The 16,928-nt window shown below is 43.0% G+C and carries 7 protein-coding genes and 1 pseudogene; 1 reads left to right on the top strand and 7 read right to left on the bottom strand.

Annotation, left to right across the window (positions count from 1 at the left end; translation table 11 throughout):
• Both QVP90_RS05085 and QVP90_RS05080 read right to left on the bottom strand, forming a co-directional pair.
• Positions 1–403 (bottom strand): annotated as a pseudogene (locus QVP90_RS05085) (glycosyltransferase family 1 protein); the annotation flags it as partial.
• 14 nt (positions 404–417) lie between these two features.
• Positions 418–2,358: a glycogen debranching enzyme N-terminal domain-containing protein gene (locus QVP90_RS05080; RefSeq protein WP_005925166.1), complete on the bottom strand. Its 1,941-nt coding sequence runs from the start codon at positions 2,356–2,358 to the stop codon at positions 418–420.
• A gap of 165 nt (positions 2,359–2,523) precedes the next feature.
• Here QVP90_RS05080 and QVP90_RS05075 point away from each other — a divergent pair, with 165 nt between their 5' ends.
• Positions 2,524–3,225 (top strand): rhomboid family intramembrane serine protease, encoded by a 702-nt coding sequence (locus QVP90_RS05075; RefSeq protein ID WP_021935828.1) that lies wholly within the window; start codon positions 2,524–2,526, stop codon positions 3,223–3,225.
• A gap of 87 nt (positions 3,226–3,312) precedes the next feature.
• On the opposite strand, the gene QVP90_RS05070 is transcribed toward QVP90_RS05075, so the two are convergent.
• The 5 genes from QVP90_RS05070 to QVP90_RS05050 all read right to left on the bottom strand — a co-directional run.
• Positions 3,313–7,605, bottom strand: a complete 4,293-nt coding sequence (locus QVP90_RS05070) for a hybrid sensor histidine kinase/response regulator transcription factor (protein WP_021935827.1) — start codon at positions 7,603–7,605, stop codon at positions 3,313–3,315.
• A gap of 143 nt (positions 7,606–7,748) precedes the next feature.
• On the bottom strand, positions 7,749–11,468 hold the full coding sequence (locus QVP90_RS05065; RefSeq protein ID WP_021935826.1) for a pectinesterase family protein: 3,720 nt from the start codon (positions 11,466–11,468) through the stop codon (positions 7,749–7,751).
• 31 nt (positions 11,469–11,499) lie between these two features.
• Positions 11,500–13,452, bottom strand: a complete 1,953-nt coding sequence (locus tag QVP90_RS05060; RefSeq protein ID WP_021935825.1) for a GDSL-type esterase/lipase family protein — start codon at positions 13,450–13,452, stop codon at positions 11,500–11,502.
• Between the two features lie 172 nt (positions 13,453–13,624).
• Positions 13,625–15,511 carry a GxGYxYP domain-containing protein gene (locus QVP90_RS05055; protein WP_021935824.1) on the bottom strand — a complete coding sequence of 629 codons (1,887 nt, stop codon included), beginning with the start codon at positions 15,509–15,511 and terminating at the stop codon, positions 13,625–13,627.
• A 25-nt stretch (positions 15,512–15,536) separates the two neighbouring features.
• A partial coding sequence (locus tag QVP90_RS05050) for an alpha-L-arabinofuranosidase C-terminal domain-containing protein (RefSeq protein ID WP_288203961.1) occupies positions 15,537–16,928 on the bottom strand: 1,392 nt, incomplete at its 5' end.

Genomic DNA, 16,928 nt, shown 5'->3' with positions numbered 1-16,928 from the left:
GACGGGCTACCACGCCGGCCACAATGGAATAGTTATTGATCTCTTCATGCAAATTGTCCGGATAACGCCCCGAGAATTCGATGCATCCCAAGTCATTTGTATGCAGATAATTGAAATCGGCATAAATATGATCACGTAAATCATAATAAAGTTGCGGATCCATATAAGAGCCCACACGGTCTTTCACGTACTCCCAATTCACATCTCTCCAGACTACCGGTGTACTGTTCATACCGATAATCTTCAAAAAACTCTGATCTTCATCACCCCAAGGTTTGGGAATACAAAAGGTGATTTCCATATCCTGCTGGAGAGACATTCCTTTCGTTAAACCGTAACTGGCAGTTCCTAAACCACCTAAAATATGCGGGGGGAATTCCCATCCAAACATTAATACTTTCATTTTCGTCCCTCCTCTTATAAATTATACTTTGACAATAATTTCAAAATACGCAGAATCTCAGCCACGTTCATTGCAAACGACACAGCCCCACGTCCTTTGAAAGGAGGGTTACCGTCAAACAATTCGGGTAATGAACTGATGCAATGACTTGTCATCTCATCTTCAAAACCAATCAACTGACGTTCTACAAACGAAATACCGCTCATCTTATAAATCCGCAGATAAGCTTCCATATAAAAGCCCATCAGCCACGGCCAGGCAGTTCCCTGATGATAAGCATAATCACGTTGAATCTGAGGTCCTACATAATTAGGATTATAGCCACCGCTCTTCGGACTTAATGTACGAAGGCCTTTCGGGGTAAGCAGTTCTCTCGTCACAATATCCAACACCTGTTTCTTCTGTGCCCGATCGAGAGGAGAATAATCAAAGGCTACCGTAAATATCATATTAGGCCGTACACTCCAATCCATCATATTTCCGTCTACGTAGTCGAGTAGATAGCCGTATTCATTGCGGAATACTTCTACAAAAGACTTGCCTGTCACTTCCGCCTGTCCGTCCAGCAAATCGGCCAATACCGTATTACCGCCTTCCCGAACCAAATCGGCCACAAAACGAAGCGCATTATACCACAAAGCATTTATTTCTACGATATATCCGGTACGGGGCACCACCGGACGGCCATTAACCGTTGAATTCATCCAAGTAATGGCCTTATCCGTACCGTTGGCATAAAGCAGGCCATTTTCGTGTAAGAAGAGATTGTTATGTTTTCGCTGACGGATAAATTCGATAATTTCCTCCAACAAGGATCCGTATTTCGCCCGGCATTGATCGCGTGAAGTTTCCTTGGCATACTGTTGCAATGCCCATACAGCCCACAACAGAACGTCCGGATCTTCCATTTCATAAATTTTACACCCTATAGGTTCGTCATTGATATAATTGCGAATGGCTTTCTCTGCAGTCTTCATGACATCCTCAAACTCATCCACTTCATCGACAGCCAACGTCAATCCGGGCAACGATACGAACATATCGCGTGCACGACACTTAAACCACGGATATCCGGCAAGAATATAATGCTCTTCTTCTTGTTTGTTATGAAATTGGTGCGCTGAATTTTTCAAGCAATGATAGAAGCTGTCGCGTGGCGTCCGGTCTTCTGCTTCTGTTTCAAATACCTGTTTCAAACGTCGGGGAGATATTTCGGAAATACCGGCAGAAAAGACGATACTTTCACCTTTCTTGATATCCACTTCGAAATAGCCGGGTACATAAAGGTCTTCGTTGAAATCGTATCCTCTTTCCTGTTCTTTAGGATACTCGATACCCCGATACCAGTTGGGGTCAAAATGGAATTCATTTTTCTTGTTCAATTGCATGAACAATTCCGGATAGCCGGGATACATACAGGTTTTTATACCGTTTTCCACCAATTGATAGTCACGGCTTGCCTGTGCATTTTCATGGGTATACTCCCGCACGCTTCGGAAAGCCAAAAATGGCCGGAAACGCAAGGTTGTTGCCGAATGGGCGTCGATCAAAGTATAACGAATCAGAATCCGGTTTTCGTGATGTACAAAAATTTTTTCTTTACGGAGAATAACTCCTCCCACACGGTAAGTCGTTGCCGGAATATGTTCACAATCGAATTCACGGATATATTTATGCCCATTCGGACTATAATTATTTCCCTGATATTTATGTAATCCCAGGTTAAACTCCGCACCGTGCTGAATTACCGTTTCATCAAGAGAAGATAGCAGCACATGATTCTCATCATCCAGGTTGGGAACAGGAATCACCAACAAACCGTGATATTTGCGTGTGTTACAATCTACAATCGTTGTACAATGATAAGCTCCCGCACGGTTCGTCCTAAGAATTTCTCTGGGAAGAGATTCCTCCAGATTGACCATCAGAGTCTTGTCAAAATGTAAATAACTCATAGTTGTGCATTATTTAAAGGTTAATTATATTTCTGTTATCATAATTCTAAGTATGATTCCCAAAAATACGAATTAAAGGTAAAAACAAAAATAAAATCGGTTTTTATTTTCCTTTTTCCTTAAAATATTCGCAACATTGTGTATATTTAACCAAAAAAAAGAGAAATGAAGCAGGATTTACGAAAAATTCTCTTAGCAATGATGCTTCCGTTGTTCCTTATTTTTATCCTTTATATAATAAAGATATTAGAGGTAGGTATGGATTGGGACTTCACACGCTTAGGAGTATACCCTATGGAACAAAAAGGGATGTTTGGCATTTTCGCACATCCGCTGATACACAGCAACTTTGCTCATTTATTTGCCAATACGCTACCTCTCTTTTTTCTTACGTGGTGTTTATTTTATTTTTACCGGGGGATTGCTCCTTATATATTCTTCATTATCTGGATAGGTTGCGGTGCCATTACTTTTATCATCGGAAAACCCGGATGGCACATCGGAGCAAGCGGTGTGATTTACGGATTGGCTTTTTTCTTGTTTTTCAGTGGATTATTGCGAAAATACGCCCCTCTGATTGCCATTTCATTATTGGTTACTTTCTTATATGGCGGACTCGTATGGCAAATGTTCCCTTACTTTACACCTGCCAATACTTCATGGGAAGGGCATCTTAGTGGAGCAATCATGGGATCACTCTGTGCTTTTGTATTTATCGGATACGGACCACAAAAGCCAGAACCATTTGCAGAGGAAGAAGAAGAGGAAGAAGAAGAAAAAAGTAACACTAATGAAGAAGAAATAATAGAGCAAGCGGTATCAGAAAAAGAAGAACTCACACATCATGCAACCGGCAATCCTATGTAATATCACTAACAAAGACTATAAATAAAACCCAATCCAGAAAACAAAAAAAGGAAAGAGATAATTCATACTAATACCTCAGTAATATAATCAGTTTTTCATTGCTTTTCGTCTCTTATATTCATTCGGTGTGCACTGCATCTGTTCTTTAAATACGCGACTGAAGTACTGCGGTGAGGAAAATCCGCTTTGATAGGCAACTTCCGACAAACTGTATGTGTCGGCATCCAATAACTCCAAAGCCCGTTTCAAACGCATCTCTTTCACCAAATCGATCGGAGAAGCTCCTGTAAACGTCTTTATCTTACGATAGAATACGGCACGGCTCATATTCATTGTTTCAGCCAAGTCATCAATCTTGAAATCCGGATTCTGCAGATTCTCATCGACTAACCGGATCACCTCCTGAATAAAAGTGTTATTAAAGGATGGAACCGATTCCAGCACCTGCTCCAATTTCACATCCGGCTGCTTCTTTTCCGTTTTATCCGAGTCTTTCAATGAACTCCCGAGATAATACGCTGCCAAAGAGCTGCGTTGCCTTATCAACGACTCAATCCGCGCTTTCAAGTAAGCAGAATTAAACGGCTTGGCTATATAGTCATCCGCACCATACTCCAACCCTCTGACACGATCGTCAACAGACGCTTTGGCCGAAAGCAGGATCACGGGAATATGACTGGTATCGCGATTGACTTTTACTGCTGCCAGCAATTCAATGCCATCCATTTCGGGCATCATCACATCACTGACAATCAAATCCGGCAATTCCCGACCTATTATTTCCAGACCTTGCCTGCCGTCACCGGCTTCCAATACATGATAACAGTCTCTCAATATCATAGCCAGAAAACGACGGAGCTCGTCATTGTCTTCTATGATCAGAATACTCCTCTCCTTCTCCTCCTGACGGGATAACTGTACTTCCACAGGGTATTCGAACTTTACTTCATCATTCAAAACAAATTCAGCCATCGAATCGGCAGCATATGCCTCGTAAGTGCAGGGTAAGGTAACGGTGAAAACGGTTCCCTGTCCGGGAATACTTTCAGGCTGTATCGTGCCGTGCAGCAAATCCACGAATTCTTTCACCAGAGAAAGCCCGATACCGGTAGAACGGTTCGGATCTGTTTTTCCGAAAGTCTCGAAGCGGCCGAACAAGTTATCGATTTTCCGGAGATCCATCCCCTTGCCCTCATCACGTACGGAAACAAACAAGCAACCGGACTCCATACGTACCGCCATGGTAATGGACTTACCATCCGCCGTATATTTAAACGCATTGGACAGTAAATTGAAGAGTATCTTTTCCAATTTATCCATATCCGTATAACAACGTATTTCCGGCGTTTCGGGAATCAAACGGAAATGAATGGAACGTTCGTGAGCCAATTGTGTAAAGTTCTCACCAACCTGCCGACACAAGGCAACCACATCTCCCTGTTCAATACTCAACTTCATCTTTCGCCCCTGTATCTTCCGGAAGTCCAAAATCTGATTGACAAGCCTCAACATACGGTTTACATTGCGCCGGGCTACCTGCATATTCTCTGTCCCGCTCTTTTGCAGTTGTCCTCGTTCTACGATTTCTTCAATCGAACCGGATATCAAAGTCAACGGTGTACGGAGCTCATGCGAAATATCAGTAAAAAAGCGTAGTTTCAGATCGGTCAACTGCTGTTCTAAAGTTACTTTCCGTTTCAAGTTCGTGATATAGACAATGATACCGGATACCGTAAGAATAAGGATGATCGCTATAAGAACGTAAAGCACCCATGCCCATGCCGTCTCCGTGAAACGGGGCTGAATATGTATGTAAAGAGGAGTAATATTATCGCACCATACACCATCGCCATTCGTAGACTTCACCTCCAATACAAAATCACCGGAAGGCAAATTGGCAAAGCCGATGGAATGGTTCTCTCCGATATATCCCCATTGATCGCTGATACCCTTCAAACGGTAAGCGTATTGAAGTGCCTCCGAATTTGTATAATCCAATGCTGAAAAGGCAATGGTAACATTCCGTTCTTTTTTGCCCAACACCAGTGAATCGGCGGCCAGTACGGAATTGGAAACCGTACCGTCGCTGTTCTGAATATCCACTCCGGCATAAACGATGCGCGGCACAAAACTGCTCTTCTTCAAATCGTATAAACGGAGACGAAGAATACCCTGATTCGTACCGATATACATAGCTCCCTGCTGATCGATAGCCGGATGGGCCTCAGTAATCTGCAAATCCGTATGCAGATTGGCACTGTCATACGTATCGAATCCTTTGCGGTCCGCCTTGTACTTACTTATATAATTCTCAAAACAAATCCAGATATTCCCTTCTCCGTCTTCCAACATCGATTGCGGTAAATCGGACGGAAGCCCGTTTTTCATATTAAGGTAATGAAAACGGATTCGTGTATTCAATAATGAATCCACATCAGCCATACAAATTCCCCCACTGTAAGCGGCAATATAGATTTTACCATCCCGGCTTTCAAGCACATCCATGACGTCATTATTACTTAATCCGTCCTCACAGTCATTGTGAAAGAATTCGATGTCTTCCGGCTTCTGAAAATCATCCGAGAAACTCAATAATCCTTCCGTAGTGCCGGCAAGTACGACGCCTTTCCGGGTACAATACAAACTACGCACTTTGTGACACATATCACCGGGGTACCCTTTCATCAGATTCTCCAAATGAATAAAACGGGGATTATCCAACGTTCCGGAAAACAGATTGATTCCCCCGCCAAGTGTACCGATCCATATCCGGTTCCGGGTATCCCGACAGATGGAATAAATGGCATCATTGCTTAAAGCATACGGATCTTGTTTATCGTGACGGAAAGTGTGAAGTGTAAATTTCCCATCATATTCCGTCGCCACTACTATCCCGTGGTTTCGTGTTCCCAACCACAAACGATGCTCGCTATCCTCAAAGAAAGTATAGACATTCCTGCCGAAAGAGATATTCCGGTTTTGCAGCAGTTTGCCTGTGGAATCCATATTACCCACATAATTACCCTGTTTGTCATACACCTCCAGCCGATTCTCCTTAGAAGCAACCCACAAGCGTTTTTTCGAATCGATAAAAACACCCCGTACCTCTTGTTCGGCCGAAGTATGAATGTAATCATAATTACGATTGGTGAAGTAAATTTTATCAAAACCGTATTTACGGCTTACCCACAGATTTTTGTGGGAATCTCTCAGAAAAGCTCTCCCTTCTGTCCGGTAAGGCTCTTTCTGTCCGGTTGTATATCGATAGGCCGGTTCCAATCCGTCAGTAACAGAATTATAAGAATAAAAACTCCCGCTACGGGTCATAAACCAAATTCCTCCGAACTCATCCTCATGCACATGCCGGAAAGTATCCGTGCCGGTCAGATTCACTTGGAAAGAGGTTACTTTCCGGTCGGCAGGAGTATAACGTAGCACTCTTTGTCCGGACAACATCCAGATTACGTTTTTTCTTGAATAGTGTACACCTGTGACATGCAAAGGATCGAGAGCTGCTTCCTGTCTGTATAACTGTTCAAAAAACTTTTTCCGCGTATCATAAACAATCACTTTCTCCGAATCCGGAATCAACAATCTGCCGGATTTTATAGAAACCAATCCACTGACCGGCTTCATTGGAAAAGGATTCGGGATATGCAGAATCCCGGCATCCGGCACAAATGTATAGAGTTCTCCTCCTTCCGTCAAGAAATAAGTACTTTTATCTGCCTCCTTGACATATCTCAACCGCACATCGGTCTGTATTTCGGGATGGTTGTAAACAAAAGTACCCTGTTCGGTCAATATCCACTCGTATCCTCTTTTGTCTTGATAGACAGTGTATATCTTCTGCCCATGTCCGGCACAGGAACGGCAGGGCAAATGCACAATTCCATCAGCTTCACCCAAACGTTCCTCATCGATCCGGAACAATTCTCCGGCTTTATTACTAAACCAAAGGATCCCGCCTGTCTGCTTATATATTCGCGCTACCTCTTCATAACCAGCCAAATGAGGATAACCGGAAAAGACATTGCGGAACTTTTCAGTACGTGTATCAAAGAGATAAAGCAGGTTGTTGTAGGTAATACACCAGATGTTTCCCTTTTGGCTTTTTATAATTTGCTGAATACGATTGTATTCAAGGCGGGTATCGTCCGTAGGATATGACTTATAGTTCTGAAATGTATAGCCGTCAAACTTCTCCAATCCATTCCAGGTAGCCATCCAGATATACCCTTTATCATCCTGCAGGAAATCCGCCACAGTGTTTTGAGACAACCCGTCTTTGGCTGAATAATAACGCACGTGCATCAGGCTTTGGGCAGAAAGCACAAACGGACAAACAAGATAGAGAATGATGAGAAACAATTTAAGCATAACAAACCTTTAGACAGACAAAGGTAACGTATTTCCGGCAATCCCGAAAAATTATCGCCGGACAAGAGAGCTTACAGCATAAAAAAAGAGAGAACATTTTGCAATGATGTCCTCCCTTTCAGCTATTTATTGATTGTTCGTTATCAATTTACCGATACTTTCGTAACCGAATCGTTTGCTTTCACAATATACCGGCCGGCCGGAACGGAAAGCGATACATTACGGTGAACTTCCAGATTTTGTATCAGCATGCCGTCTATGCCGTACACATAAATACGAGTCGGTATCTCAATACCACGTACGGAAATCATTCCTTTACTTCCTATTACGATCACCGGGCTTTCCATTGCTGTATTCTCAAGCCCCGTACCGGTATTGCCTACCGTAAATTCATCGGAAGCTTCACTCAATGCACCGTACTCATTTACCGACTGTACCGTAACCACGTCATTCAAATTAGCTTCATAACGAGTATCAACGGTAAATCCGGCAACTTTCCCATTAATAGTCACCACATAACAGATAGCATACTCATCAGCAGTCCAACCAAATGCCGTATCCCCTTCTTTACCATTGATTACCGGTTTAGAAGTCTGTTCCACCATCGGTAGCGGATTCCACATACCGGTAACAGCATCGGTACCATCACCTCCAAAAACATTTTCCAACGTATAGGAAGCGGCTTCCTCATCCGTCAGGAAGTTCTTTGCCTTGCCGTAAATCGTCTGTCCGTTTTCCTCATACCAATATTCCTCAATCGACTTTTCACTCATCTTATATCCGTTTTTATCCCAGATATTATATACCGCCCAAAGAGCCGGTATAGCACCCATCTTAGGATACCAATAACCCTCATACGGTTTCACACGGCATTCCGTATCGATAAATACCGTTTTCGGCTCATTGTGCCAGGGACGGCCGAAATACACTTGTGTCTTATCTTCCTTACCGTCGGGAGCAGTGATCGTCGTGTTTTTGAATACATATCCCCAACGTGTACAAGCTTGTGTCACATTCCCCTGACTGTCTTTCATATCCGTATAGTGTGACGGAGCAACGATGTAACCACCCGATTCACGGACAATATTCAGTGTACAATTGTCAAAGTAGACATCGCCTCCTCCATAAATAAAGTCCACTGCACCTTCAATCATCGTATTACGGAAATAATTGCGATCGTAATAATGCGGCTGGTTATTGCCCGTATTGGTATTTCCGGTCTTAGGGCTCAGGTAGGTATCCTGATAAGAACGGATGCGGCAATTATTGAAAGCTACCCGGTCCGCTTCCACATAAAGAGACAAAGCTTGTGGCCCACGGGCTTCATTACCTTCATATTTTGTCCACCATTCATTATCGATTGTCAGGTTCTCCGCATAAAAATCATTCGATTTGATAACTAACGTAGCACCTTCGGCCACGTTATACCAAGGTTGGGATTTATCTGCAGAGTTACTTCCCGCCACACGATCCTGCGCAATAGTCACCTTGTTTACATCCTCACCGATTAAATGTATAAACGGACGATCCACCACTACGATACGACTGTCCTCCGAAGCCGGTAACTTTCCACTCTGATCCTCCCAAGTATATTTCCCGGTGGAGAAAGTACGATTATTCAAGTCATTGTAATATCCTGCTTTAATAAAGATAAGCCAAGGTTTATTATTAGTTACCGGTACGGCATCAATCGCTTCCTGAATGGTTTTATATTGACCGATCGTAGTAGAGGTAGGTGCAATGCTCGCATCCAGACTTTGGTCTACTATCGCATTAAAGAGACGGGCTTCCGGTTTTACACGTTCCATCACCGTAAAAGTTGTGTTTACAGCCGGTGCACGATTATCCGAACGGTCTGTAACATATCCCTCCGGCAGTTCCAATGTATACTGAGTAGCATAAGCCAGATTCGCATAACGGAAAGAAACAGAAGAACTCCCATATTCCGGTTCCAATACAATCGTTTTACCATTACCTGTCAGAGTAGCTTCACCCGTTCCGGCTTGAATGCGTTCATCATAAGAAATGGTAATTTTTCCATTGGCAGATACTCCGGTAGCCTTATCGGCAGGAATAATCGCTTTAATGACAGGAGCATCAGGGTCTTCGTCGATAATCGGAGTACCGAATACATAGATATTACCCAATCCGGTCTCGCTATGATCCGTGTAATTCAAACCGCTTCCCGAATCAACCTTATCAAAGTTATATTCACCATTGTTATCATTCAGAAGCTCGTCACCGGTACCGGTAAAACGAATATAGACCATCTCCTTTTCGGCGACTTCTTCGGCTGGCAATTCAAAATCAACACTGGTAGCCAACCCGTTACTCAATTTATAAACCAATTCCTCACCATTATTGATAACGGGATTATAAACAGTACCATCTGTTGAGTAAAGTACCTTCCAATTTACATTCGCCGCATTCTTTGCCACCAAAGCAGCAGTAAAACGTACGGTCGTGAATTTCTTGGTAGAGAACTGAACCTGCATAGCTACATCCGTACTCCGATATCCGTTCATGTACAAACCATTCACCGAACTGATAACCGCTCCTTTGCGCATACGTACCACCGGAGTGCCACTGGAATTACCATCCAGAGAGTTTCCATTACTGATTTTCACTACAGAAGCAGTCGCATTACGTTCCGAGTCCCACACATAATCGGCAGCAAACGGATATGTTCCCTTGTTCGCCCAGATCTCTGCCTTATCCGAATTATAAGCGGCAATAAAATCCTGTATTTCATAGTTTGCAACAATCTCCGTATTCTGCTTTACAGTTACAGTGCGCTCGGGCTTCGTCACATTGGAATTCTCAAATTCATCCTCCCAGTTCAAGAATCGTGCAATAGGGAGTTCATTGGCAACAACAGTCACTACCGTACCTTCCTCGTACTTGCCTTCGGTGGATTCCGGATTCAAGGAAATAGAACCGATCTGCATTTCCAGGTCATTTATACAACGAGTTGTGAATGTATATGTATTCACCTCTTGAAAAACAGCTTTCAATGAAGTATTCGCTTTCAGTGAGAACGAATAAGGGTTCTCGGCAGACACTTCTTTTCCGGCATTATCCACCCAATTGATGAAGTGGAAACCAAACTTCGGTGAAGCAGTAACCGTCACATTCGTGCCCTCATCCATCAGGTCGCCCGCAGGCAATTGATTGACAGTACCTGCATTTTCCGGTTGCAAAGCTGTCGTAATACTGTATTGCGGCACTTCTACAGCCGTCCCGTTGACTGTACCCGTCATCACCACATTATTGAAACCGATTTCCTTATTATTAGCCAGGTTATAAACACTGATTATCAATGATACTTCTTCATCTGTTGCCGGCATACCGGTCAATTCATAAGTACATTCGGTTGCATTTACAGAAGCCCCGGAACGATTCGGCTTGACATTACTTGCCACTGTCTTTTTCATTCCATCGGCGTATTTCAGATAAATATCGATCATACCGCCACCTGTACCGAACACTCCCATCTTAAAAGAAATACTTCCCGGTTGATACATCAGACCTTTGGCGGGTTTTATAGAATAGACCAGATCGTGACCGTCGGTCGCTGCATTCATCTGGGCACTGGGCTTATAGTTATTCATACTCAAATTCTCATCGGCTCCTTTGTATTCCTGTTGTTTGGTAAAAGTCATTTCCTTCCCCAAGACAAAAGCAGTCGTACTAAAAGCATGCTCATTGCTGACAACGGCTTGTGACGGTTCATTGGCACCGCCGGACATTCCCCAAATGGCCGTTACCGTCTCATTGTCGAAAGTCTGTGCCGTAACCCATTGTGCGGCAAATCCCAGTATTCCGAGCAAACAGCCCTTTAATAAAGATTCTTTGTTCATCATATATATTCTTATTTTAGATATAAAACTCATTTCATTTTTTAATGATACGCAGTGTCTGTATCCGGTTTCCTGTCATCAGTTTACAGAGATAAATACCATTCAAGAAGCCGCCCAGACTGATTTCATGTGCATAATCCCCCGCTTCCAAGTTATCATTATAATGATGCATTGTACGTCCTTCCATATCATAGAGAGTGATATTCACCGGAGACAACTCGGAAAGCCCGTAATGCAAAGTAGTCTTATCAGTAGTGATTGCCGGAGCACAATAAGCCTTTCCTACATTCCGGGGCGTCTCTATCGAAGTAACTCCCCCTTCCGTCACTACCCCTTTCACCGTCACTCCATAAAGACAGATCGACTTCCGGTTCGACTTACTGCTATACCAGGGGTATACACGCAGATAGAGAGTCTCTTCTCCGTTCAGTTCGATAATCTCTTTCAAAGAAATGGGGTACATCGTATTGGATACATTAGCAGGGCGGTTACTGATCAACGTATATTCCCCGAATCCCGGATCTTTGGAACACATCACCCGGAAACACATGCCATTGCCACCGGAACCACCGGCATACAGTCCGATAGAATCGATATTGAAAGTGGTTCCGGCATTAGCCGTTACCGAAAATTCAATATAGCGGTTGTAGTTTACATCTATCTCATTTTCCGGCCATTCATCTCCTTCGATGATGTTGCGCTGAGTTTTCGTTTCCGGATCGATCCATCCATCTATCCAAGTCGTCGGATTTCCCGGTTTGGCATAACGGTCGGCATACATCTGGCTGAAAACTTCTTCTGCTGCCAAGATGGGGCCGGTTACCACTGCTTTGGTATCCTGACTTAACTGCCAATAGGCCTGAGCAGCTACTCCTCCTTCAAAAGACACACCCTCACCTGTCAACGTTGCCGTTTTAGTATTCGTGCCATTGCTCACAGTCAGCGTTCCATTCTTTACACCTTTCTCCGTCGGCAGGAACTTTACATAAATAGAAGTCATCGGTACATTTCCATTCTCATAACTTATTTCCAAAGTAGAGGCAAATGCTTCAGTCGCGCTTCGGGAAACTTCAAATCCTTCCGAAGCGGTCACGGTTATTTTCCCGTTCTCCGGAGTCAAATCGATACCACTGACCGAAAAAGCATATACAGAACCGGCATTGAGATAACTTTTTCCGAAGTTATGCGAAACCGGATTAATCAATACATCCGGATTTGCATTAAAATACTCCGTCAATAATCCTTGTGCCGCCAATCCCTGTACAGCCAAACGGGCATAAAGTGTAGCCCCATATTCTCCGATATGAGTACCATCGCCTACATTATAAATAAGTTCTTTTGCTTTCTCTTCACCGTATTCGTCACAAATAGCACGCGTCAAAGCCGTATGGTCCACCAATAAGCAATTCAGCTCCACAGCCACTTCTTTCATAGCAGCTACATAGTCCAGGTCTCTACCGGAGGACATGATCACATCCGCTCCCAGATTATGCGCCCCTTTATCCGTTATCTTATTAGCGCTGAAATAACCGCGTACAATCGGAGTGAACAAAATAGGAGTAGCATTCAATTCCCGAACCTCATTGACATATTTCCGAAGGTATTCTTTGTAAGTAGTCCACGGATAAGTTCCGACTTCTCCATCCGCTCCCGCGTGTTTCTCATCATTATGTCCGAATTGTATAATGACATAATCCCCCTCTTTTATTTGCGGTTTCACTGTTGTCCAGAAACGGCTCTCCTCATAAAATGTTTTCGAACTCGTACCGCTCTTGGCACGATTGTTCAATGTAGCACCGTTGACCATAAATTGCGGAAGCATCTGAGGCCATCCGCGTTGGCCGTTGGTATTTACGGAAGGATCGGTCGATTTCTCTTCCATCGTAGAGTCACCGATGGTATGAACAGTAGGAGCCTGCGCAAAAACTGAAGCAAGCCCAAGACTGCAAAAGGCAGTCAGAAGAAAAGATTTTAATTTGTTTTTCATGATCGATATGGATTGTTTTTCGAAAGGCAAAGCTAATGCATGCCTTTTCTTTTTTATTGCACAATCTATTCAATCTCCCGATTGAACAAATTGTGCAATAAAATCAAATAACAATCTATATCCAATTACTCAATTTTTCCACATGATGGTCAAAAAATACCATCACAGAACTTCATTCTATCATCGAATCATGCTCTTTCAGATAAATACGCAACAGCTCAAAAAACGCTGGAGCGTCCAGCAATACAATATTTTCATCCTGCGTTTTCACCTCATCCATCACCTCACAATACCAGGTAGGCTGCTTTAAAATGTTACGAAACCAATGGAAAGGCAACGCCGAACGTTCTTTCACACGCTTCACAATTCTTCCGGCAGCAACTTTCGGATCATCGTCATTAATATCCAGATCGGCACGAATGACCGGCATATTGCCATGCAGGGAGGCAGTCACAGTTTTCTGAGGTACAATGCCATTCGGACTGAAAGAAGCATAACAGTCCAAGCCTTCTTCATTCAATCCCGGAGCCTGTCCGTCGATGACAAAACCAGTAACGGATAATCCCCACTTGTCATAGTACTTCTTACAATGCTTGCCCCATACCTTCAGTCCGGACGGAAGCCCGGACAAATCACGAGGTTCTTGCAACATACCCGGCATTATATATCCCGCACCGTTATCGGCAGAAGCAAAATAATCATTCTCAGTTGCCGTCGTACGGAAATTATGCATAATATGTGGTACACGTTCGGCCAATACAGGACTGATACACCACATCAACGGTAACTTTCCACGATTAGGATCATCCCAAATTGAGGGGGTACGTTGTGAAATCCATGCAGAAGCATCATAGTCGCCAACATAAAAGATAATAAAATTCCGCCCGGCCACATTCACTTTTCCATCAGCCGTCAATAATCCTCTTTTTTGCAGCTCCTTATGGGAAATCCAATCCTGTGTATATTTCTTTTTTGTAGGAAAGTGCTGCCAGAAAGAGGCATTCGCCAATGCACCATAGCTAATGGCGTCCGCATCCTTAAAAGCATTGTATGCACTGATAATACGGCTAAACTCCCACTCTGTCGGCACATCATCATGAATACCCGAAGCATGCATCGTATATTTATAAGCCCAAGAAGGGAAACCTCCGATATAACACATCTTCTCATGCTTATTCTGTTGATAAGCCAATAACAACATTTCTTTCAAGGTTTGCAAGTCCGTACCTACCGGCTGAGAAGGATCGTCTGTAGCCGGTTCATCTCCCCAGGGAGATAAGTCAAAGAAAAAGGCCCTCTTACTTACAAAAAAATCATGATTACTCAAGGTATGGTGATTTTTTACAGCCGCAAAAGGTTTCTGCTTCCAATACTGGTCGATGTAATAAGCGGCAAATTCCGTATTGCACTTACCGGTTTTCATATATTTCTCTATAAACCATACATAAGGATCATTCTTCAGAGAGCCGGTAGAAAGACGTGACGTTTCCGGTATTTCCATTCCTTTTTTACCTGTAAACATAGAGGTTCCGTCCGGATTCAACAGCCATCTTTTTACTGGTAGCTTCGGCCCGTGTACCACAAGACGGTCATACAGACTTCCCGGAGTATCGTCGTAACGAATGGCAACCAAATTCTCAATACCAGCCACAGAAGAGGCAACATTACTGGTGGAAGGAACATTTCCATCATAAACAACCACTCCTTCTATATAAGAAGCATATGCAGTAAATAATTCCTCCATCGTCCGGTACGTCTGCGTTTCACGTCCGTATAACCACTCTCCCTTCCGACTGTATTTATTCCACCAATAACCATCAATATCATTATTACCCTCCATTACAAAATAAACATACAAGCGGGGAGTATCCCTATTTACCACTCCTTGCAAAGTAGCCACAGCATGTACATCATCCCAAGCCAAATTGAGCCCCTGTGCTGTGCTCAAATCAGCCTGAAGGGTATAACGCAAATCATAAATACCAATTTTATTTCCGGCAAAAGTGGCATTTGCCACCAGCAATAATACAACTATTATTTTCAAATATTTATTTATCATTCTTAGAGTGTTCTATTTTCATCATTTACTTCTTACACGGTATTCTCAATATCATCAACGAATTAGCCGGACAATCGACATTAAATGTACTGCCAATTCCTGATAACTCAGAAACTTCCGGAACCACTTTAAAAGGAGTACTGAAACTATTTTCCTCAAATCGCTCATTCGCTCCTAATACAATTTTAGTCCCTTTCGAAGCAATATCCATCGCATTCTCCAACTCCACTTTGACTTTCCAGTTTCCGGACTCTGCATTTACCAATTTAACAATGATCTCATTGCGTTCCCTGTCATAACCCGATACAACATATTGCTTCGTCTGAGGAGCATACGTATATTCATATTGCAGTTCGTCATCCAAAAAACATTGCCAATGGGCACCTTTGATCTCAATCCGTACCGTATACCACTGATTCGCCTTTATAGACGTATTATTCCGATAATCAAATAAAGAAATGGAACCCTCATTGTTTATCTCACGGAAAATAACCGACTCATTGGTATGACTTCCCATATCCGCCATAAAATAGTTGTTCAGATCAGCACCGCCAAAGATAATTCTAAAACCTTCCGTACCGGATATCTTTTTAGCTTTCAACTCGATGGTACAATCTTCAAACTCACAGTCTTTAAGAACAGCAAAAGCATCTATCCCCTTCTGACTTTGAAACAGGACATCTTCTTTCACATTCCAATTCCCACGGACAACCTCCCATTTATTCACAAAATCATCCCATCCGGAAACATATCTTTCTTCACCGTTTGCTATAATTTTCAGGTCTTTAAATTCAACCTCTGTATTATTGGTTCCCAAACCGATAAATCCTTTCGTCCGGAATGCAGGGGCGGGAGAACCAACTTTCAAATCCGTATGCAGATTCACATCCGGCCGGTTCTCGGAAAACATTTTCAATACATAATAATTAGTACGACCGTAAACAGAATCATTTTTCAACACCAGCAGATGATCTCTTCCGTGAGCTGCATGCTGAATCAACGGGGCATAAGACACCATTTGAACCTTATCCGCATTCCTCTCAACTCCTGTCAGATAGGCAGCTTCTCCCAAAGATGAATAAAGAGAAGGCCGGCCGATAGCCGCATATTCTCCTACATAGATTTTATAAGGAGTATCATCGGGCAACTTATCATAAACATCAGCGTTATTATAGAACCAACCGGCCGTTTCATAGTAGTGGGGATCTAAAATATCGATTTGCTCTGCATCCTGAATATAAGGACTGAACATGAGCGCACATATAATCTCTATCTGAGGATACTTTTCCTTGATTGCCTTATAAAAGCGATTATAGTTTTTCACATATCGGAGGCCGATATTTTCATTTCCCACCTCCACATATTTCAACGGAAAAGGTTTCGCATGACCATTTTCCGCTCTTTTTTTTCCGTAAGT

This window comes from Bacteroides sp. CAG:189, assembly GCF_000432295.1.
GTDB classification, from domain to species: Bacteria; Bacteroidota; Bacteroidia; order Bacteroidales; family Bacteroidaceae; genus Bacteroides; species Bacteroides salyersiae.
Note: the sequence above shows the minus strand (reverse complement) of the source record. Positions and strands in the feature narration are given on the sequence as shown.

Coding starts and splice junctions, on each gene's coding strand:
- QVP90_RS05055 (WP_021935824.1), bottom strand. CDS start 15,511: ATGATAAATAAATATTTGAAAATAATAGTTGTATTATTGCTGGTGGCA.
- QVP90_RS05065 (WP_021935826.1), bottom strand. CDS start 11,468: ATGATGAACAAAGAATCTTTATTAAAGGGCTGTTTGCTCGGAATACTG.
- QVP90_RS05075 (WP_021935828.1), top strand. CDS start 2,524: ATGAAGCAGGATTTACGAAAAATTCTCTTAGCAATGATGCTTCCGTTG.
- QVP90_RS05060 (WP_021935825.1), bottom strand. CDS start 13,452: ATGAAAAACAAATTAAAATCTTTTCTTCTGACTGCCTTTTGCAGTCTT.
- QVP90_RS05080 (WP_005925166.1), bottom strand. CDS start 2,358: ATGAGTTATTTACATTTTGACAAGACTCTGATGGTCAATCTGGAGGAA.
- QVP90_RS05070 (WP_021935827.1), bottom strand. CDS start 7,605: ATGCTTAAATTGTTTCTCATCATTCTCTATCTTGTTTGTCCGTTTGTG.